20 protein-coding genes, 1 tRNA gene and 1 pseudogene are annotated in these 17,629 nt (G+C 72.7%); 12 read left to right on the forward strand and 10 right to left on the reverse strand.

The annotated features are described in order from the left end of the window. Positions 1-37: 37 nt before the first annotated feature. The 4 genes from ACZ56U_RS19325 to ACZ56U_RS19340 form a co-directional block, all read right to left on the reverse strand. Positions 38-1,021: an aldo/keto reductase gene (locus tag ACZ56U_RS19325; protein WP_469085205.1), complete on the reverse strand. Its 984-nt coding sequence runs from the start codon at positions 1,019-1,021 to the stop codon at positions 38-40. A 70-nt stretch (positions 1,022-1,091) separates the two neighbouring features. Next, on the reverse strand, positions 1,092-1,775 hold the full coding sequence (locus ACZ56U_RS19330) for an NUDIX domain-containing protein (RefSeq protein ID WP_469085206.1): 684 nt from the start codon (positions 1,773-1,775) through the stop codon (positions 1,092-1,094). A gap of 67 nt (positions 1,776-1,842) precedes the next feature. Further along, positions 1,843-2,772 (reverse strand): carbohydrate kinase family protein, encoded by a 930-nt coding sequence (locus ACZ56U_RS19335; protein WP_469085207.1) that lies wholly within the window; start codon positions 2,770-2,772, stop codon positions 1,843-1,845. Beyond that, on the reverse strand, positions 2,769-3,476 hold the full coding sequence (locus ACZ56U_RS19340; protein WP_469085208.1) for a class II aldolase/adducin family protein: 708 nt from the start codon (positions 3,474-3,476) through the stop codon (positions 2,769-2,771). Before ACZ56U_RS19340 ends, ACZ56U_RS19335 begins: the two co-directional genes overlap by 4 nt. 58 nt (positions 3,477-3,534) lie before the next feature. Between ACZ56U_RS19340 and ACZ56U_RS19345 the strand changes: the two genes are divergently transcribed. Next, positions 3,535-4,194 carry a TetR/AcrR family transcriptional regulator gene (locus tag ACZ56U_RS19345; protein WP_469085209.1) on the forward strand — a complete coding sequence of 220 codons (660 nt, stop codon included), beginning with the start codon at positions 3,535-3,537 and terminating at the stop codon, positions 4,192-4,194. Between the two features lie 153 nt (positions 4,195-4,347). On the opposite strand, the gene ACZ56U_RS19350 is transcribed toward ACZ56U_RS19345, so the two are convergent. Further along, positions 4,348-4,421, reverse strand: a tRNA-Pro gene (locus tag ACZ56U_RS19350). A 102-nt stretch (positions 4,422-4,523) separates the two neighbouring features. On the opposite strand from ACZ56U_RS19350, the gene ACZ56U_RS19355 reads away from it, so the two are divergent. From ACZ56U_RS19355 to ACZ56U_RS19365, 3 genes are all read left to right on the forward strand, one after another. Further along, complete coding sequence (locus ACZ56U_RS19355; protein WP_469085210.1) at positions 4,524-5,045, forward strand: DUF309 domain-containing protein; 522 nt, start codon at positions 4,524-4,526, stop codon at positions 5,043-5,045. Between the two features lie 494 nt (positions 5,046-5,539). Then, the gene (gene cobF, locus ACZ56U_RS19360; RefSeq protein ID WP_469085211.1) at positions 5,540-6,313 is read left to right on the forward strand and encodes a precorrin-6A synthase (deacetylating); all 774 of its coding nucleotides are present in this window, start codon (positions 5,540-5,542) and stop codon (positions 6,311-6,313) included. A gap of 70 nt (positions 6,314-6,383) precedes the next feature. Continuing rightward, entirely contained in the window at positions 6,384-6,803 is a 420-nt protein-coding gene (locus tag ACZ56U_RS19365) for a hypothetical protein (RefSeq protein ID WP_469085212.1), read from the forward strand. On the opposite strand, the gene ACZ56U_RS19370 is transcribed toward ACZ56U_RS19365, so the two are convergent. Then, entirely contained in the window at positions 6,790-7,536 is a 747-nt protein-coding gene (locus ACZ56U_RS19370; protein ID WP_469085213.1) for a cobalt-precorrin-6A reductase, read from the reverse strand. The genes ACZ56U_RS19365 and ACZ56U_RS19370 overlap by 14 nt on opposite strands. A gap of 197 nt (positions 7,537-7,733) precedes the next feature. On the opposite strand from ACZ56U_RS19370, the pseudogene ACZ56U_RS19375 reads away from it, so the two are divergent. Continuing rightward, a pseudogene (locus ACZ56U_RS19375) lies at positions 7,734-7,874 on the forward strand (HAD hydrolase-like protein); the annotation flags it as partial. Here the strand turns inward: ACZ56U_RS19375 and ACZ56U_RS19380 are convergent. Together ACZ56U_RS19380 and ACZ56U_RS19385 are read right to left on the reverse strand one after the other, a co-directional pair. Further along, positions 7,860-8,633, reverse strand: coding sequence for a sulfite exporter TauE/SafE family protein (locus ACZ56U_RS19380; protein WP_469085214.1), 774 nt, complete (start codon positions 8,631-8,633; stop codon positions 7,860-7,862). The pseudogene ACZ56U_RS19375 and the gene ACZ56U_RS19380 sit on opposite strands and share 15 nt — an antisense overlap. A 66-nt stretch (positions 8,634-8,699) precedes the next feature. Further along, on the reverse strand, positions 8,700-9,887 hold the full coding sequence (locus tag ACZ56U_RS19385; protein ID WP_469085215.1) for a thiolase family protein: 1,188 nt from the start codon (positions 9,885-9,887) through the stop codon (positions 8,700-8,702). 257 nt (positions 9,888-10,144) lie between these two features. Here ACZ56U_RS19385 and ACZ56U_RS19390 point away from each other — a divergent pair, with 257 nt between their 5' ends. The 4 genes from ACZ56U_RS19390 to ACZ56U_RS19405 all read left to right on the forward strand — a co-directional run bounded on the left by ACZ56U_RS19390 (position 10,145) and on the right by ACZ56U_RS19405 (position 12,134). Next, positions 10,145-10,345, forward strand: a complete 201-nt coding sequence (locus tag ACZ56U_RS19390) for a WhiB family transcriptional regulator (RefSeq protein WP_469085216.1) — start codon at positions 10,145-10,147, stop codon at positions 10,343-10,345. Further along, positions 10,342-10,821 (forward strand): Dps family protein, encoded by a 480-nt coding sequence (locus ACZ56U_RS19395; RefSeq protein ID WP_469085217.1) that lies wholly within the window; start codon positions 10,342-10,344, stop codon positions 10,819-10,821. The genes ACZ56U_RS19390 and ACZ56U_RS19395 overlap by 4 nt, the downstream gene beginning before the upstream one ends. Positions 10,822-10,872: 51 nt before the next feature. Then, positions 10,873-11,205, forward strand: a complete 333-nt coding sequence (locus ACZ56U_RS19400; RefSeq protein WP_469085218.1) for a DUF3140 domain-containing protein — start codon at positions 10,873-10,875, stop codon at positions 11,203-11,205. Positions 11,206-11,321: 116 nt separating this feature from the next. Further along, on the forward strand, positions 11,322-12,134 hold the full coding sequence (locus ACZ56U_RS19405) for an SAM-dependent methyltransferase (protein WP_469085219.1): 813 nt from the start codon (positions 11,322-11,324) through the stop codon (positions 12,132-12,134). Positions 12,135-12,287: 153 nt separating this feature from the next. Here the strand turns inward: ACZ56U_RS19405 and ACZ56U_RS19410 are convergent, their stop codons facing one another. Continuing rightward, positions 12,288-13,706: a cytochrome P450 gene (locus ACZ56U_RS19410; RefSeq protein WP_469085220.1), complete on the reverse strand. Its 1,419-nt coding sequence runs from the start codon at positions 13,704-13,706 to the stop codon at positions 12,288-12,290. A 100-nt stretch (positions 13,707-13,806) separates the two neighbouring features. Then, positions 13,807-14,253, reverse strand: a complete 447-nt coding sequence (locus tag ACZ56U_RS19415) for a potassium channel family protein (RefSeq protein ID WP_469085221.1) — start codon at positions 14,251-14,253, stop codon at positions 13,807-13,809. Positions 14,254-14,476: 223 nt separating this feature from the next. Here ACZ56U_RS19415 and ACZ56U_RS19420 point away from each other — a divergent pair, with 223 nt between their 5' ends. The 3 genes from ACZ56U_RS19420 (at position 14,477) to ACZ56U_RS19430 (ending at position 17,629) form a co-directional block, all read left to right on the forward strand. Further along, positions 14,477-15,250 (forward strand): hypothetical protein, encoded by a 774-nt coding sequence (locus ACZ56U_RS19420; protein ID WP_469085222.1) that lies wholly within the window; start codon positions 14,477-14,479, stop codon positions 15,248-15,250. A gap of 78 nt (positions 15,251-15,328) precedes the next feature. Continuing rightward, complete coding sequence (locus tag ACZ56U_RS19425) at positions 15,329-16,189, forward strand: SAM-dependent methyltransferase (protein WP_469085223.1); 861 nt, start codon at positions 15,329-15,331, stop codon at positions 16,187-16,189. A 27-nt stretch (positions 16,190-16,216) separates the two neighbouring features. Beyond that, positions 16,217-17,629: a glutamine synthetase family protein gene (locus ACZ56U_RS19430; protein ID WP_469085224.1), complete on the forward strand. Its 1,413-nt coding sequence runs from the start codon at positions 16,217-16,219 to the stop codon at positions 17,627-17,629.

Genomic DNA, 17,629 nt, shown 5'->3' on the forward strand with positions numbered 1-17,629 from the left:
CCCGCGGGGCTGTCCCCGTCCTTCCACCGCGGGACGTTCAGTGCGCCGCGTCCAGCCGGGCCCGCTGCTCCTCGGTCAGCTCCAGGTCGACCGCGGCCAGGTTCTCGTCCAACTGCGCCACCGAGGACACCCCGGCCAGCGGCAGGATCGGCAGCGCTCCACCGATCTGCCAGGCCAGGACCACCTGGTTGACGGTCGCGCCGGTCTCCCGGGCCACCTCCCGCAGGACGCGCAGCCGGGACGGCGTGCCCGGGTGGTCGAAGTCGGCGGGGAGCCGGTCGGGGTGGGTGTAGGCGCCCTTGAGCAGGGGCGAGTAGGCCACCAGGGTCAGACCGGTCTCCTCGCGCAGATAGCCGAGCAGGTCGGGTCCGGCGTGGCCGAGGCTGCCGTCGGGGAACAGGTCCTCGGGGACGTCGTAGCGGGGCCGCAGATGACTGTGGGCGTACTGGAGGACCTCGTAACCCGGCAGTCCGGCCGCGGCGGCGATGGCGCGGGCCCGCTCGACGCGCCACACGGCGTGGTTGCTGACGCCGAGCAGTCCGACCGTGCCCTCGGCGACCAGTTCGGCGAAGCCCTCGACGGTCTCCCGCAGGGGTACGGCGTGGTCCTCGATGTGCGCGTAGAGCAGGTCCAGTTTCTCCACGCCGAGCCGTTCCCGGCTGCGCTCGGCGGCCTCGCGGATCACCTTCGCCGACAGGCCCTCGGCGTTGTCGACATAGCTCGTCCCGGGGGCGAGCGGGCGGGCGCCGAGCTTGGTGGCGATGACGATCTCGTCGCCGATGCCACGGCTGCGCCGCCAGCGGCCGAGGAGTTCCTCGCTCTGGCCGCCCTGGCCGCCGTCGGCCCAGAAGGCGTAGTTGTCGGAGGTGTCGATGAAGGTGCCGCCGGCCTCGACATAGCGGTCGAGCAGGGCGAAGGCGGTCTCCTCGTCGGTGCGCGAGCCGAACAGCATCGTGCCGAGGGCGAGCACGCTGACCTCGCGGCGGGTGGCCGGATCGGTGCCGATGGTGCGGTACTTCATGGTGGTCCTCTCCCGTTCACGCGCCCACGCTCGGGGTGCGTGAACGGGAGTCTGCCTCTTGAAGTGCGCTTCAACGCAAGGTAATTGACCCCGGCGGCGCGAACGGCCCCTCCAGCGCGGCCCATTGCAGCAACATGATGGTCTTGGCGTCGGCGATCTCCCCGGTACGGATCATCTCCAGGGCTCGGCGGAAGGGCAGTTCGAGGATCTCGATGTCCTCGCCCTCCTCGTCGAGGCCGCCGCCCGCGTGGGTGTGGGTCGAGGGTCCGTACTCGGCGGCGTAGAAACTGACCCGCTCGGTCACGGACCCCGGGCTCATGTAGACGTCGAAGACGTGCCGGACCTCGCCGATGGTGTGCCCGGTCTCCTCCACCACCTCGCGGCGCACCGCGATCTCCGGGTGCTCGTCATCGTCGTCGAGCAACCCGCCCGGGGTCTCGACCAGCATGCCGTCCGGATGCCCGTTGACGTAGACCGGGAAGCGGAACTGCCGGGTGAGCAGGACGGTTTCGCGTGCGGCGTCGTAGAGCAGCATGGTGGCGCCGTTGCCGCGGTCGTGGGTCTCGCGCTGCTGGGTGCTCCAACTGCCGTCGGCGAGCTGGAGGTCGAAGGTCGTGGCGCGCTCGACGTACCAGTGGCTGGAGAGGAGTCTCACCTCGCGGACCTTCACGCGGGGATTGCCGGTCAGGTCGAGACCGGTGCGGTCGAGGCCGGTGCGGCCACGGCGGTCGGGGGTGTCGATGCCGGCGGTCATCGGTCGCCGGCCGGACGGAAGTGCGAGTGGGTCATGCCCGCTGTCTATCACCCCGACCGCCGTCACCTCATCCGCGGACCTTGCCGGTCATGGAGAACTCGTCGGCCTCGGCGAGGTCGAAGTCACCGTGGTCGCTGCCGAGCCCCTGCGCCACCAGGGCCGCCGACGCGCAGCCCAGGATGGCCGCCTCACGGGGCGTACGGTTCAGGCTGATGCCGCGCAGGAAGCCGGCCGAGAAGGCGTCGCCGCAGCCGGTCGTGTCGACGACGTCGACGTCGAAGGCGGGGACCGACTCGGTGCCCTCGGCGGTCACGAGCAGCGCGCCCTCGGCGCCGCGGGTGACCGCCACGAGTCCGGCGCCGGCGGCGACGAGCTTCTTCGCACCGGCCACGAGGTCCGCCTCGCCGCTGAACCCGAGGACCTGGTCGTCGTTGGGCAGCAGGTGGTCGACGTACGGGAGCAGCGGTTCGATCTGGTCGAAGGTGCCGAGCTCGCCGGGGGCCAAAAGGTCCACGGAGGTGACGTCGTCGTGCTCCTTGGCGTGCGCGAGGATCCGCGCGGCGACGTCGGCGCCGATCAACTCCGGTCCGCCCAGGTGGAGATGGGTCGCCTCGGCGACCGCGTCCCAGGGGACGTCGTCGAGGCCGTAGGTGATGTTGGCGCCGAGGAGGTGCAGAGTGGGGCGGTCGCCGTTGGGCCGGATGGGCAGGACGGTCGCGGAGGTGGAGGTGTCGACGCGGCGGACGATCAGCCCGGTGTCGATCCCGGCCTTCTCCAGCAACCCCAGGAGCAGGTCGCCGGTCGGGTCGGTGCCGATCGCACCGGCGGTGCGCACCCGCGCGCCGAGCTTGGCGAGGGTGAGGGCGGTGCCGGCGGCCGTACCGGCGGCGGTCATGCGGATGTCCTCGACCAGGGTGGCGCCCTGGCCCTCGGGTATGGCCTCGACCGGCCGCACCAGCACGTCCAGTACGTGCACGCCCATCGTGACGACCTTCATCTGTTTCCCTCCTGAACGGGTGGTACGGACTGCGTGGTGCCGTAGTTACGAGAGAGGGCGGCCTCGATGACCGCGAGTTGCTGCTGTTCGTCGAGGACACGGGGCGTGCCGAGGGCCGCCGCGTGCTGGTACACCCCGCAGGCCCACTCCAGCAGGAGGGCGTGTTCGACCGCCTTGTCGAGCGTGGGCGCGTGGGTCACGGCCCCGTGGTTGGCCATCAGGGCCCCGCCCCGGCCCTCCAGGGCGCTCAGGACCGACTCGGCGAGTTCGGGGGTGCCGAAGGTGGCGTACGGCGCCACCCGTACGGTGCCACCGAGGGCCAGCAACTGATAGTGGATACAGGGCAGTTCGTCGAGGACCAGGGAGAGGGCGGTGGCCATGGGCGCGTGGGTGTGCACGACGGCACCGGTGCCGTAGCGGCGGTAGACACCGAGGTGCAGGTCCAGTTCCGAGGTCGGTCGCAGGGTGCCGGACACGATCTCTCCGTCGAGATCGACGACGGTCACCTGGTCCGGGGTGAGGTCGGCGAGGACCGCGCCGGTGGCGGTGATCGCGACCCGGTCGTCCACGCGCACGCTCACGTTCCCGGCCGTGCCGATGAGCAGTCCCTCGGCGCCCAGTCGGCGGCAGGCGTCGGCGACCGCGGCCCGTTCCTCGCGCCACGCCGAAGGGGCGTCGGTCATGCCCGCGCTTGAGTCGGTCATGCGCGCGACGGTAACCTAAACATGAAACAAAGTCACGTTCACGTTCGGAGGTGGTCACGTGGGTGAGCCCACCGCGGACGCCGGCTGGGCGGCGGGGGTCGCCTCCCTGCGCCGCACTCCCCAGCAGGCCCGCAGCAAGGCCCGGCTCGCCCGGGTCCTCGAGTCCGCCGAGCGGGTGCTGATCGAGGAGGGCGTCGAGGCGCTCACCACGACCCGGATCGCCGCCGAGGCGCGGGTGTCGGTCGGCTCGCTCTACCAGTACCTGCCCGACCGGGGCGCCATCATCGAGGCCCTCGCGGCCGGGTACTTCGCCAAGCTGGAAGCGGCGATGGACGACCTGGTGCGGGCGGCGGCCGCCGAGCGCTGGCCGGACCCGGTGGGCGTCCTCATCGACGCGTTCGCCGCGATCTACCGCACCGAGCACGGCTTCCGCGCCCTGTGGTTCGGCAGCGGCCTGACCGAGCAGACCCGCGCCGCCGACCGCGAGCACAAGCGACGCATGGCCGACGGCATCCGCCGCATCCTCCTCGCCCTCGACCTCGCCGAGGACGACGACGACCTGGACCGCACCTGCCACGCCGCGATGCTCGCGGCCGACGCCCTGGCCCAGGAGGCGTTCCGGCGGAACCGGGCGGGGGACGCGGCACTGCTGGACGAGGCGAAGGTGATGCTGCGGGGGTATCTGGGGGACGTCGCGGCGCGCTATCGGGGTAGGTAGGGGGCGGTGGGCGGGGGCCTGGGGGCGCGCGGGACGACGGTGGCCGACGGGAGCCCAGGGGCACGCGAGACGACGGCTACGGGCGGGCGCCCGGGGGCACGCGAAAACGACCAGCGGGCCTGCCGTTTCCGACAGACCCGCTGGTCGACACCGTCGGGACGACAGGATTTGAACCTGCGACCCCTTGACCCCCAGTCAAGTGCGCTACCAAGCTGCGCCACGTCCCGGTGCGTTCTCGTGCGGTGAACCGCGTGATCGCGCGAAGAGCACTTTACCCCACCTGCCGGGCCGCCTCGAAGGCGGCCGGGGCGGCGCGGGACAATCGACTCATGAGCAGTACATCCTCAGGACGACCGGTCGGCGCCCGGGACCGCGACGACGAGGGGCGGGCACGCAACGCCCGCCCGCGCGACGGGCTCGGCCGGCCCCTCCCCTACGGCGCGGCCGGGGTGGAACGCCAGCCGGAGGGGGTCGTACGGACTCCCGAGCAGAGCGTGGCGGAAGCGCAGGAACTGCTGGACGCGGGGAAGCCCTTCCACGCGCACGAGGTCTTCGAGGACGCCTGGAAGTCCGGCCCCGAGGAGGAGCGGCCACTGTGGCGCGGTCTCGCCCAGCTCGCGGTGGGTCTCACCCACGCGGCCCGGGGCAACGTCACGGGCGGGGCGCGGCTGCTCCTGCGCGGGGCCGCGGCGGTCGAGGACTGGGCGGCCGGCCCACAGCGGCAGCAGCCGTACGGCATGGACCTGACCAGCCTCGCCCAATGGGCGCGCGAACTCGCGACGGACGTGGAACACGGCGCCGGGCCGATCGACGCGGAGGCGCGGGCGCCACGGTTGCGTCGGCGGCTCTGACGCGGCGATGGCGGGGGCGGGACGGGGCTCTGACGCGGCGATGGCGGTGACGCGACCGGGGGCGTGACGCCGGGGCCGCCGAGGGCCGGGCTGCCGAGGCCCGGGCTGCCGAGGCCCGGGCTGCCGAGGCCCGGGCTGCCGAATTCCTGACGCCGGAGGCCGCGGTGGCGGGGGCGTGGCGCCCTGGGTCCACACGCCGAGCGTCCCGCCTGGCAGGGGCGTAACACCGGTGGTCCCACGCCGGAGGGCCTGACACCGGAGGGCCTGACACCGGAGGGCCTGACGCCGGAGGGCCTGACGCCGGGTAGCCCCCGAAGGCCAGGACACCCAAGGCCCTGACGCCGGGAGGCCCCCGAAGTCATCATGCCGAGGACCCCGACGCCGGGAAGCCGCCGACCCACGCCGCAGGCCCCGACTCCCGAGGACCGCCGAAGGCCCCGCCGCTCCCCGGACGCGGTGCCGTCACTGTCAGTGGCGTACGGCAGACTCGGGGCGTGCGAAAGATTCATGTCATCGGTATCGGCGCGGGCGACCCCGACCAACTCACCCTCCAGGCGGTCAGGGCGCTGCGGAGCACGGACGTGTTCTTCGTCCTGGACAAGGGCGAGGTGAAGAGCGACCTGACGGACCTGCGCCGGGAGATCCTGCGCACGCACATACCGGAGGGCACCTACCGGGTCGTGGAGGCGCGGGATCCGGACCGGGACCGTAAGGCGGGCGGCGCCGCCTACTCCCCGGCCGTCGGGGACTGGCGCAGTGCCCGGGCGGTCATCTACGAGCGGCTGATCGCCGAGGAGCTCGGTGCGGACGAGAGCGGCGCGTTCCTGGTGTGGGGCGACCCCGCGCTGTACGACAGCACGCTCGGCATCCTGGAGGAGATCCTGGAGCGGGGTGCCGTGGACTTCACGTACGACGTCGTACCCGGCATCAGCAGCGTCTCGACGCTGGTCGCCCGGCACCGGACCGGCCTGAACCGGGTCGCGCGTCCCGTGCAGATCACCACCGGGCGACGGCTCGCCGAGGGCTTCCCGGAGGGGGTCGACGACGTGGTCGTCATGCTGGACGCGCACCAGACCTTCCGGAACTTCGCCGACGAGGACATCGACATCTACTGGGGCGCCTACCTCGGCACCCCGGACGAGATCCTCGCCTCGGGCCCGATCGCCGAGACCGCGCCCCGTATCGAACGGCTGCGAGCCGAGGCCCGGGAGCGCAAGGGCTGGATCATGGACACGTACCTACTGCGCCGCAACCCCCAGGACGGTTAGGGCACCAACCTGACCGCCGTGCACTGAAACCCGCGCGCGGCACGGGTCGGGCGGCCGTCATACTTCCGGCATGGCCGCACCCGCCCGCTTCCACGATCCCGGTCTCGACGCCGTCCACTTCAGCGGCTCGATGCTGGTGCGCTGTCCGCGCTGTGACCGGATCGCGCACTTCGAGCGGAGTGCGCCCCCGGAGCCTCGGGTGATCTGCCGGTCCTGCGGCCTGTGCCGGGCGGTGAACCGGTGCGCATGGCCGCGGTTGTGGCTGCGCGCCGAGACCCGGCACGGCACGCTGACGGCGTACAACCTCGAACACCTCGACCTGCTCCGGCGGTTCGTGGCCGCGGACCTGCGCGAGCGGGCCCCCTGGTACGAGCACGGGCGCAAGATGACGTACATCGGCCGACTCCCCGCCTGGATCAAGAGCGCCAAGAACCGCGCCGAGGTGCTGCGCGCCATCGACCGTATGCGGGCCTCGGTCATCTCGGGCTGAGGCTCAGCCAGTTCAGGGCCCCGTCGACATCGGGCACCACCGCCACGCCCGCCGGGAGCGGGGGACGTCGTACGACCACGACGGGCAGCGCCAGTCGGCGGGCGGCGGTGAGCTTGGCGGCCGTCGCCGCTCCCCCGCTGTCCTTCGTCACCACGACGTCGACGCAGTGCGCGGCGAGCAGCGCGGTCTCCTCCTCGACGGTGAACGGCCCCCGGGCCAGCAGGACTTCGGTGCGTGGCGGCATGGGAGGGTCGGGCAGTTCCACGGAGCGTACGACGAAGTGGAGTTCGGTGAGACGGGCGAAGGCCGCGAGGCCCAGCCGGCCGGTGGTGAGGAACACGCGCGGCCCGAGCAGGGGCAGCAGACCGGCGGCCTCGGCCAGTGAACCGACCGGGTACCAGCGGTCGTCGGGGCCCGGCCGCCAGCCCGGGCGGCGCAGTACCACCGCCGGTACGCCGGTCGCCGCGGCGGCGCGTGCCGCGTGGGCGGTGATGGTCTCGGCGAACGGGTGCGTGGCGTCGACGAGGGCGTCCACCTTCTGCTCGCGCAGCCAGTCGGCGAGCCCTTCCGCCCCGCCGAACCCCCCGATCCTCACGTCCCCGGTGACGGCCCCGGGCCGGCTCACGCGTCCCGCCAGCGAGGTGGTGACGCGGACCGTGGGCAACGCGGTGAGCGCGGCGGCGAGTTCGCGGGCCTCGGTGGTGCCACCGAGGATGAGGACGTGGGGGGACATGGGGTAGAGCGTACGAAAGGGGGGCGCGCGGCTGCGGACAGGGGGTTCGGCGACGCGATTCGGGGGGCGGATGCGCACAGACCGCGCGAGCGGTGAGGACGCCCTGTTCCGGGCGCCGGCCGACCTCGTCCCCGCCTTCGTCGCCTCCGGGCTGATCGAACTGGCGACCCTGCCACCGCCGTGGTGTGCGCCGCGATGCGGGGATCGCGGGTGTGCTGGTGAGGACGGGCACGTACCTGCCCAAGGCGCACCGGGACGCGAGCGGGTCGCCGGACCATGTGATCGACTCCTTCGCCGATCTGCCGGATCTGCCGCGGACCTGGTCAGCGCAGCAGTAGCTGGAGGCCGCCGACGATCGTCGCGGCGATCACCAGCTGTTCGAAGAGCCGCTGGTTGATCCGGTTCACGGCCCATTTGCCGAGGAGCGCGCCGGGCACGACGAACGCCACGAGGGCCGCGTCGATCAGGAGCGAGTGGCCGTCGATCAGGCCGAGCCCCACGCTGAAGGGCACCTTGGAGGTGTTGACGATCAGGAAGAAGAAGGCCGAGGTGCCCAGGAAGCCGAGTTTCCTGAAGCCCGCCGACAGCAGGTACAGGGACATCACCGGGCCACCGGCGTTGGCGACCATCGTGGTGAACCCACCGAGGACGCCGTAGGAGCGGGCCTTGATCCGGCCCGCCTTGGTGGCGACCGAGTCCGGTTCGTCGTCCTGGTCGGTGCCGCGGCGGCGCCAGATCGTCACGCCGGCCATCAGCAGCAGGATGGCGCCGATCGACGTGCGCACCATGTCGTCGTCCGCCCACACCAGGAACAGGGTGCCGGCGACCACGCCCGCCGCGACCGCCGGGAACAGCTTCCACAGGGTCGGCCAGTGGGCGTGGCGCCGGTAGGTGAGGACGGCGAGCACGTCTCCGGCGATCAGGATCGGCAGCAGGACGCCGGTGGAGGCGCGGGCGGGCAGGACGGCCGCGAAGATGGCGAGGCTGACCGTGTTGGCCCCGCTCACGGCGGTCTTGGAGAAGCCGACGAGAAGGGCCGCGAAGGCGAGGGCGGCGAACTCCCAGCCGGTCAGGTGCCAGAGCGTCATCGTGTTCATGCGGAACCCGATGCTATGTGCAGTCAACCAATGTTCGTAAGCGCCGTCTCGCGGGTCGGTCCCGCGTCAGTGCCGCTCCACCAGGACCGCGCTCCCCTGCCCCACCCCCACGCACATGGTCGCCAGGCCCCGGTGCGCGCCCGTGCGCCGCATCCGGTGCAGCAGCGTCGTGAGGATCCGCGCCCCCGAGCAGCCGAGCGGGTGGCCCAGGGCGATCGCGCCGCCGCTCGGGTTGACGAGGTCGGGGTCGATGCCGAGACGGTCCACGCAGGCCAGGGCCTGGGCGGCGAAGGCCTCGTTGAACTCGGCCTCCTGGATGTCGCCGACGCTCCAGTGGGCGCGGGCCAGCACCTTCTGCGTGGCGGGGACGGGTCCGATGCCCATGACGTCGGGGTGGACGCCGGCCGAGGCGCCGGCGACATACCGGCCGAGGGACTCCAGGCCGAGGTCGTTCAGCGCCTCCTCGCTGACCAGGAGGAGGCCCGCCGCGCCGTCGTTCATGGGTGAGGCGTTGCCCGCCGTGACCGTGCCGCCCTGCCGGAACACCGGCTTCAACCGTGCGAGCTTGTCGTAGGAGGTGTCCTCGCGGACGCATTCGTCGGCGTCGACGACCACGCCGTCCGGGCGCTCGACGGGCAGGAGTTCGTCGTCGAAGTGGCCGTTCTTGCGGGCCAGGGCGGCCCGCTGGTGGCTGCGCAGGGCGAACGCGTCCTGCCGTTCACGCGAGATCCCGTGGCGGGCGGCGACCTCCTCGGCGGTCTCGCCCATGGACAGCAGGCCGTGCAGGTCCTTCATCGCCGGGTTGACCAGGCGCCAGCCGAGCCGGGTGTCCACCGTCTCGATGCGGTGCGGCAGCGCCTCGTCGGGGCGGGGCAGGACGAAGGGGGCGCGGCTCATCGACTCGGAGCCGCCGGCCAGCACGATGTCGGCCTCGCCGGCGGCGATGGTGCGGGCCGCCGTCGTCACCGCCTCCAGGCCGGAGGCGCACAGCCGGTTCACCGTGGCACCGGGCACGCTCTCGGGCAGACCGGCGAGCAGCGCCGCCATCCGGGCGACGTTGCGGTTGTCCTCACCGGCCTGGTTGGCGGCGCCCCAGTACACGTCATCGACGCGCGCCGGGTCGAGCGCGGGCACGTCGGCCACCAGCGCGCGGATGACGGCGGCCGCGAGGTCGTCGGGGCGTACGGCGGACAGGGAGCCGCGCAGCTTGCCGATGGGGGTGCGGCGGGCGGCCGCGAAGTGGACGGGACGCACGGGAACTCCACGGGTGAATTAATTAGCACTGCTAGTTTCGGACTATAGACCTCCGGCCCGGCCCTGGGAAGATCTCGTGCCGCCCCTCTCGACAGGACCCCGGGGACCTTTGTCCGGCGCGGCCGGCGGAGAGGTCGACAGGGTCCCGGGTGTCGGCGGACGCGGCGTTTGCACAGATTCGCCCTGGGCACCCGCGCCCCCATGGAGTGGTTGCGGCGCGCCGCCTGCGTGGGTGAGGACCCTGAGTTGTTTTCCCCGTGGGCACCCAGGGCCCGGCCCTGCGGGACACCGCGGCGGCCAAACGCGTCTGCGCCCGCTGCCCGGTGATCGCCGAGTGTCTCGGCTGGGCGCTCGGCAGCGGTCAGACCTCGGGCGTCTGGGGCGGCACCTGTGAACAGGAACGCGTCGCACTGCTCCGTGACGGCATGGACCAGGCAAGAAGGAGGAGCACCGTATGACCGTGGTGAGGAGCACCCTTCCCGAGGAAGCCCGCAAGATCGCGGGGGACGCCCTGCAGAGCACGCTCGTGGATCTGATCGGGCTGTCGCTGGTCGGCAAGCAGGCGCACTGGAACATCGTCGGGCCGCGCTTCCGCTCCATCCACCTGCAGCTGGACGAGGTCGTGTCGACGGCACGCGCGTTCTCCGACACCGTGGCGGAGCGCGCCGCGGCGCTCGGCGTGTCCCCGGACGGCCGTCCGGAGACCATCGCCGCCGCGTACACGCTGCCCGGCTCCAAGGACGGCTGGCAGCGTGACAACGACGTCGTCTCCCTGATGGTCGAGACGCTGGAGGCGGCGATCGGACGGCTGCGGGAGCGCATCGAGACCACCGAGAAGGCCGATCCGGTCACCCAGGACCTGCTCATCGGCATCACCGCCGAACTGGAGAAGCAGCGCTGGATGTTCGACGCCGAGAGCTGGCCGCGGGACTGACCCGCCTCGCAGCGACGCACGACGTACGACGCACGCCGGAAGGTGCACACGATGGCCGACGCCCTCGAACTCGACGCGCTGTGGGAGGACTTCCACCGCGCGGTGAACATGACCTCGCAGGAACTCGCGGCCTGGCTGCGGGTCAGCGAGGCCGGCGAGGACACGGAACCGCTGCCGGAGCACGCCGGATCGCCCACCGGACAGCATGTCCTCGCGATCCTGCAGAAGCGGCGCACGGATCTCACCGACGACGACGTCCAGGTGATGTACGAGGTCGTCGACGCCGTCTCCGACACAGCGGACGCCGGGAACGAGCCCGAGCCGGAGGAGACCCGGCGCCGGCAGCGCCTCATGTCGCTCGGACATGATCCGCTGAGGCCGTAACACCGCCGCCCTCGCGCCGAGTTGACGCGAAACAGGTGGCCGAAGACCGACTCCGCCGGCCTCGGATGATCGTGAAAGACTGCTCGCAGTCCTGCCGAGCGAGCAGAGGAGCACACGTGACCGGGACCGAGCCGACCGCCGTGCGGATCGACACGACCAGGCCTCATCCGGCCCGGGTGTACGACTGGTACCTCGGCGGCAAGGACAACTACCCGGTCGACGAGGAACTCGGGCGGCGGATCGCCGGTCTCAACGGTGACGCCCCGCGGGCGGCGCGCGCCAACCGCTGGTTCATGCAGCGGGCCACGCGCCGGCTCGTGGGCGCGGCCGGGATCCGCCAGTTCCTGGACATCGGGACCGGGATCCCCACCGAGCCCAACCTCCATCAGATCGCCCAGGCCACGGCCCCGGACGCCCGGGTCGTCTACGTCGACAACGACCCGATCGTCCTCGCCCACGCCGGTGCCCTGCTGCGCGGCACCGAGGAGGGCGTGACGGAGTACATCGAGGCGGACGCGCGCGACCCGCGCAAGATCCTCGAACAGGCCGGCCAGATCCTCGATCTCGACCGCCCCGTCGCCCTGTCCCTCATCGCCCTCATGCACTTCGTCTCCGACGAGGACGGCGCCTACGACATCGTCGACACCCTCGTCGGCGCGCTGGCGCCGGGCAGCGCGCTGGTGCTGTCGGCGATGACCGCCGACTTCGAGCCGGAGAACGTCCAGCGGGGCATCGCCGCCTACGCCGCGGGCGGGGTGACGCTGGTCGCCCGCACCAAGGACGAGTTCGGGCGCTTCTTCCGCGGACTCGACGTGATCGAGCCGGGCATCGTGTCCGTCAAGGACTGGCGACCCGAACTCGCCGACGGGGAGACGCCGAACGGCGAGGGCCCGGTATCGCTGTACGGCGCGGTCGGGTTCAAGCACTGACGGCCCCCGGCTGCAGGGGAGTTACTGCTCGGCCGAGCAACCACCTGCCGTTGAGGGCGAGTTCACCGCATCGACCGACCGGTTGAGCCGCACCGCCCTCCACTGTCCGTGCCCGGCGGAACCACCGGGCACAGCCGGGCTCCTGACGATCTCTCAGTCGCCGGAGCGGATCAGTCCCGTCAGATACCGCCACAGCGACGAGCGCCGCTTGATCGTCTGGTCCGGCCCGTCCACCGGACCCACCGGGTCCGCCTCGGGCGCGGCGGGCCGCACCGGCCCCGAGCCGATGTTCCCGGTCAGTTCGTAGCGCACCGGCAGTGAGCGCAGTCCTCGCATGAACGGCGAGGAACGCCAGGGGAGTTGGTCGACGGGCAGGGCCAGTTCCAGATGCCCGAACCGTTCGACGATGCGGGTCACCCCGGCCGCCGCGATCGTGAACGCCAGCTCGCGCGCCGGGCACTGGCGCGGTCCCGCTCCCCAGGCCAGGTGCGCCCGGCTGCTGATGCTGGAGGAGCCCGGCGTGGTCTGCCCGGCGAACAGGGGGTCGGCGTGCGCGGCGGCGGCGGAGACCCACACGGGGTCGCCGGCCCGGATGGTGTAGGCGCCGAGCGGAGTGTCCGCGGCGGCGAACCGCGGCACGAAGTTGACCAGGGGCGGCTTGCGCATGACGACCCGGTTCATGGTCTCCCGCACCATCCCGGCGGACAGCGTGTGGCGCACCCCGCCGTCGTTGTCCCCGGAGATGACCTCGACGACGGTGTTGGAGATGAGGATGCCGACGTGGTCGGAGGTCATGCCGAGCAGCATGAACAGCTCGCGGGCCAGCTCGTCGACCGTGAGGTCGGGGTGGGCGGCGAGCAGATGGGAGGGGAAGTCGTCGCCCGGTTCCCTCGTCTTGGCGGCGGCCAGCTCCGAGAGGGTCACCAGCAGCCGGGCGAGGGCGGGTTCGGCGTCCGGCCCGGCGTCCAGCACCCGCCACATGTCCATCAGGGCGTCGTCGCCCTGGGAGCCGGGGAAGCCCAGCAGATGGCTCGCCGCCATCAGGGGCAGCGGGCGGGAGAACTGGGCCGACAGGTCGGCGAGCCCGGACCGGCCGCCCTGGCCGAGCAGGTTGATCAGCTCGTCGGCGTAGCCGGTGACGGCCGCCTTGAGGCGCTTGGCCTGCGGGTTGCGCGGGTCCTGGAAGGGCCGCAGGGCCGCGTCCCAGGCGCCGCGCAGCCGCGGGTAGCCGGGGCCGCCCTGGATCAGCACATGATTGACCTCCAGCGACGGGCCGAGCGGCCAGTCGGTGGGCACCCTGCCCTCGGTGCGGGCCCGCCAGTTCTCCAGTCCCTTGGGCCAGCCGGCGTCGTCCTGGAGCACCTGGAGCGACTCGCGGTAGCCGAGCACCAGCCAGGCGGGCACGCCCAGCAGGTCGACCGGGGCCACCGGACCGTGGCGTTCGCGCAGCCGCTCGTAGACGAGACCGGGGCGCGTCTCGTAGTCGCGGGTCAGCAGGGGTTCGGGGGCCAGGTCCTCCAGCCGCGCACCACCCGAGGTGGGCTCCTGCTCCTCGACCACGTGGAACTCCATCGTGCTGCCGCCCCCTTCCACACCCGCCCGCGGCGGAACCGCACGGGACCCTACCCGAGGCCTCGGGCGCGTCGAGCGGCGGGGTACTCGCCGGTAGCGTTCAGCGCGGTCCGCCCTTGCCCGTCACCAACTCCTCCAGCCGGTCGAAGCGTTCGTGCAGGGCCCGGACCGTGTCCTGGGCGAGCCGGTGCCGGCGCTCGTGCTCCCGGCCGACGAACCAGGTGGCCAGGGCCGCGGTGACCATGCCGTACGTGGTGATGCCGACGACCATCACCACGGCGCCGACGACCCGGCCCCAGGGCGTCACCGGGTAGAAGTCGCCGTACCCGACGGTCGTCGCCGTCTCGATCGACCACCACAACGCCTTCGGGTACGACGTGAGGTTGGCGCCCCTCGCCCCGCCCTCGGCGGCCACCGCGGCCCACGAGCCGACGGCCATCACCGCTCCCAGCACGGCCGTGGCACCGCCCGCCGCCTTCAGATGGAGCGAGCGCCCCTCCCGCCCGAGCAGCAAGTCGACAGCCCTGGTGAGGAATCCGGGCAGCATGACGACTCCTTCGGTGCGGGTCCGGCCTGGGGCCAGTGTCGGCGCCCCGCCGCGATCGGGCATGCCGGACGGGTCGTTCGAGGTGCCCTGCGCCGTCGTCCGCCCGCCGGGAGCACCACCCGCGCCTCCCCCACGGCTCACCCGAACGGTCCGGATGAACTGGTGGACCGCACGAGCCGGTGCTGCGCTGAGGGCACACCCACGCCCCCAGGAGGCAGTCGCCATGAGCCGTCGTCCGTCCCGCACCGCCCGCGTCCTCGCCCCGGCCCTGACCGCGACCGTGCTGCTGACCTGTGCGGCCTGCTCGGACGACGACAAGGGGTCCGACACCTCGGCCATCGGCGCCTCCCCGGTCGCCGCCGGATCCCCCACTCCCGTGGACCGCCTCACCGAGGCGGGGGCGCGGCGGGCGCTGATCACCGAGGCGGACCTCGAGGACGACTGGACGCGGGTGAAGGACGCCGGGACCTGGCGGGACAGCCTGCTCGTCGGGAAGGTGGACGTGGCCGACTTCCTCACCGCGAAGGCGGAGGCCGCCGACTGCCAACGGCTCCTGGACGGCCTCTACAGCGACGAGTTGCTGGGCAAGCCGTCCGGCGCCTCCGCGCTGACCGGCTTCCAGGAGGCGGACTCCCGGCTGCTGTACCAGGTGGGCGCCTACCGACGGGCGGGCCTGGACACCTCGCTGGCCTGGCTGAAGTCCCTGCCGGTCACCTGCGACCGGTTCACCGCGACGGACTCCGCCGGCGACCGGCGCACGGTCCAGGTCACCGAGACCTCGCTGCCCGAGGAGGGCGACGCCCGTGAGGGTGTGCGGGTGACGGTCCAGGGCACGTCCGGCGGCAACCCGGTCACCCTCACGCTGGACGTCGCCGCCGTCCGGGTCGGCGCGGACGCGATCACGGTGACGGCCGGCGGTCTCGACGGCGACGAGGGCGACTCGGTGGCGGACGCCGTGCGCGCCGGCACCAAGCGCCTGAAGGACGCGCTGAGCTGAGCCCGGTTCCGGCCATCTCCCCTTCTCCACGCCCCAGTTGGGCTGATTCCCGGGACAGCTTGATCATCCGGCGGCACAATGACGGCGACGGCCCGCGGCGCCGCGGCCGTCGGGGCGAGGAGAGGACGACACGTGAGCGACACCCCGTCGGGTGGGACGCCGAAGCTGGACACGAGCGTCGCGCACAACGCGCGCGTGTGGAACTACTGGGTCGGCGGCAAGGACAACTACGAGATAGACCAGCAGGTCGGCGAGCAGGTCGCCGGGATGTTCCCGATCATCCGGGCGATCGCCCGCGCCGACCGCGACTTCCTCGGCCGGGCCGTGCGGTACCTGGCCGCCGAGCGCGGGGTGCGGCAGTTCCTGGACATCGGCACCGGCCTGCCGACGGTCGACAACACCCACGAGATCGCCCAACGGGTCGCCCCGGACGCCCGCGTGGTCTACGTGGACAACGACCCGATCGTCCTCGCCCATGCCCGCACCCTGCTCACCAGCACCGCCGGGGGCGTCACGGACTACATCGACGCCGACGTGCACGACCCCGACGCGATCCTCGAACGCGCCGCGCGCACCCTGGACTTCACCCGGCCCGTCGCGGTGATGATGCTCGGCATCCTCAACTTCGTGCTCGACCACGACGCGGCGCGCGGCATCGTCCGCCAGGTGCTGACCCGGCTCCCCTCCGGCAGCTTCCTGGTGCTGACCCATCCCACCTTCGACGACGCCCTCGGCGGCGCGGGCCAGATCCCGGCCATGAAGTTCTGGAACGAGAACGCCACCCCGCCGATCACCGCGCGCAGCGGCACGGAGATCGCCGCGTTCTTCGACGGACTGGACCTCGTGGAGCCGGGCCTGGTGTCCTGCTCGCAGTGGCGCCCCGACTCCGGCTCCCCGGGCGCGGTACCGCAGTTCGGCGCGGTGGCCGTGAAACCCTGACGCCGAGGCCCAGCCCGTCGAGGAGGAATGACCCGCCTTGCCGATCCCACCGACCCGGTGCCCGGTGGGCGTCCCGGTGACGTCGACCGTGCCACCGCCCTGAGCGGCGAGCTGGCCGGCCAGGGCGTGCACGGTGTCGTGCTGTCGTACGTCGACACGGCGGGCGTCTGCCGGGTGAAGACGATCCCCACGGCGAGGCTCGCCTCGGCCGCGGCCTGGGGCGTGGGCATGTTGCCGGTGTTCGACACCTTCCTGGCGAACGACTCCATCGTCACCACGGACGTCCTCGGCTCCCCCGACGGCGACCTGCGCCTCTTCCCCGATCTCGGCCGGCTCGTGGTACTGGCCGGGCAGCCGGGCTGGGCCTGGGCCCCCGTCGACCGCGTCACCCAGGAGGGCGAGCGGCACCCGGGCTGCACCCGCACCCTGCTGCGCCGGATCGTCGCGGACGCGGAACAGCGGCACGGCATCACGTTCAAGGCGGCCGTCGAGATCGAGTGGGCGGTCGGTCAAGGGCCAAGGGCGGACGGGGAGTTCGTCCCGGCCGTGTCCGGGCCCGCATACGGTGCGATCCGTCAGATCGAGCTCGGCGACTGCATGGCCGACCTCCTCGCCGCCCTCGCCGCACAGGGCGTTGACGTCGACCAGCTCCATCCCGAGTACGCGGCGGGGCAGTTCGAGGTGTCGGTGGGCGCGCTGGACCCGGTGGCGGCGGCCGACCGGAGCGTGCTGGTGCGCCAGACGATCCGCGCGGTGGCCCAACGGCACGGGTTCGTGGTGTCGTTCGCCCCGGCCGTCCTCGCCGAGGGCGTCGGCAACGGCGGCCATCTCCACCTGTCCGCCTGGCGGGACGGCACCAACCTCCACTCGGGCGGCGATCGCCGCTACGGCATGACCGCCGAGGCGGAGTCGTTCGCGGCCGGTGTGCTCGCCCACCTCCCGGCCCTCACGGCGGTGACGGCCCCGAGCCCGGCGAGCTATCTGCGGCTCCGGCCCTCCCAGTGGGCCGGGGTGTTCACCGCCTGGGGCCGCGAGACCCGCGAGGCGGCGGTGCGGATCGTCACCGGCACCCTGGGCCTGCGCGATCAGGCGGCCAACCTGGAGGTCAAGCCCGTCGACCTGGCCGCCAACCCGTATCTGGCGCTGGCGGGCGTGATCGCGGCGGGCCTCGACGGTGTCACGTCGGGCACCCCGCTGCCGGAGGAGATCACCGGCGACCCGGCCCGGCTGCCGGCCGAGGAGGCGAGGCCCAGGGGCGTACGCCGACTGCCCACGTCGCTTGCCGAGGCGGTCGCGGAGTTCCGCGCGGACACCACGCTGCGCGACGCCCTCGGCCCGGTCCTCGCCGACGCCGTGATCGCCGTACGGGAGGGTGAGATCGCGGCGGTGGCCGGGCTGGACGACGAGCGGGTCGCGGCGGCGTACCGCTGGAGGTACTGA

This window comes from Streptomyces sp. NPDC034103 (assembly GCF_055575395.1).

Excerpts from the sequence above, each read along its gene's own strand:
- ACZ56U_RS19410 (WP_469085220.1), bottom strand. The coding sequence starts at position 13,706 with ATGGAGTTCCACGTGGTCGAGGAGCAGGAGCCCACCTCGGGTGGTGCG.
- ACZ56U_RS19340 (WP_469085208.1), bottom strand. The coding sequence starts at position 3,476 with ATGACCGACTCAAGCGCGGGCATGACCGACGCCCCTTCGGCGTGGCGC.
- ACZ56U_RS19395 (WP_469085217.1), top strand. The coding sequence starts at position 10,342 with ATGACCGTGGTGAGGAGCACCCTTCCCGAGGAAGCCCGCAAGATCGCG.
- ACZ56U_RS19380 (WP_469085214.1), bottom strand. The coding sequence starts at position 8,633 with ATGAACACGATGACGCTCTGGCACCTGACCGGCTGGGAGTTCGCCGCC.
- ACZ56U_RS19430 (WP_469085224.1), top strand. The coding sequence starts at position 16,217 with ATGACCCGCCTTGCCGATCCCACCGACCCGGTGCCCGGTGGGCGTCCC.
- ACZ56U_RS19355 (WP_469085210.1), top strand. The coding sequence starts at position 4,524 with ATGAGCAGTACATCCTCAGGACGACCGGTCGGCGCCCGGGACCGCGAC.
- ACZ56U_RS19370 (WP_469085213.1), bottom strand. The coding sequence starts at position 7,536 with ATGTCCCCCCACGTCCTCATCCTCGGTGGCACCACCGAGGCCCGCGAA.
- ACZ56U_RS19325 (WP_469085205.1), bottom strand. The coding sequence starts at position 1,021 with ATGAAGTACCGCACCATCGGCACCGATCCGGCCACCCGCCGCGAGGTC.
- ACZ56U_RS19420 (WP_469085222.1), top strand. The coding sequence starts at position 14,477 with ATGAGCCGTCGTCCGTCCCGCACCGCCCGCGTCCTCGCCCCGGCCCTG.
- ACZ56U_RS19415 (WP_469085221.1), bottom strand. The coding sequence starts at position 14,253 with ATGCTGCCCGGATTCCTCACCAGGGCTGTCGACTTGCTGCTCGGGCGG.
- ACZ56U_RS19330 (WP_469085206.1), bottom strand. The coding sequence starts at position 1,775 with ATGACCGCCGGCATCGACACCCCCGACCGCCGTGGCCGCACCGGCCTC.
- ACZ56U_RS19400 (WP_469085218.1), top strand. The coding sequence starts at position 10,873 with ATGGCCGACGCCCTCGAACTCGACGCGCTGTGGGAGGACTTCCACCGC.
- ACZ56U_RS19335 (WP_469085207.1), bottom strand. The coding sequence starts at position 2,772 with ATGAAGGTCGTCACGATGGGCGTGCACGTACTGGACGTGCTGGTGCGG.
- ACZ56U_RS19425 (WP_469085223.1), top strand. The coding sequence starts at position 15,329 with ATGACGGCGACGGCCCGCGGCGCCGCGGCCGTCGGGGCGAGGAGAGGA.
- ACZ56U_RS19365 (WP_469085212.1), top strand. The coding sequence starts at position 6,384 with ATGGCCGCACCCGCCCGCTTCCACGATCCCGGTCTCGACGCCGTCCAC.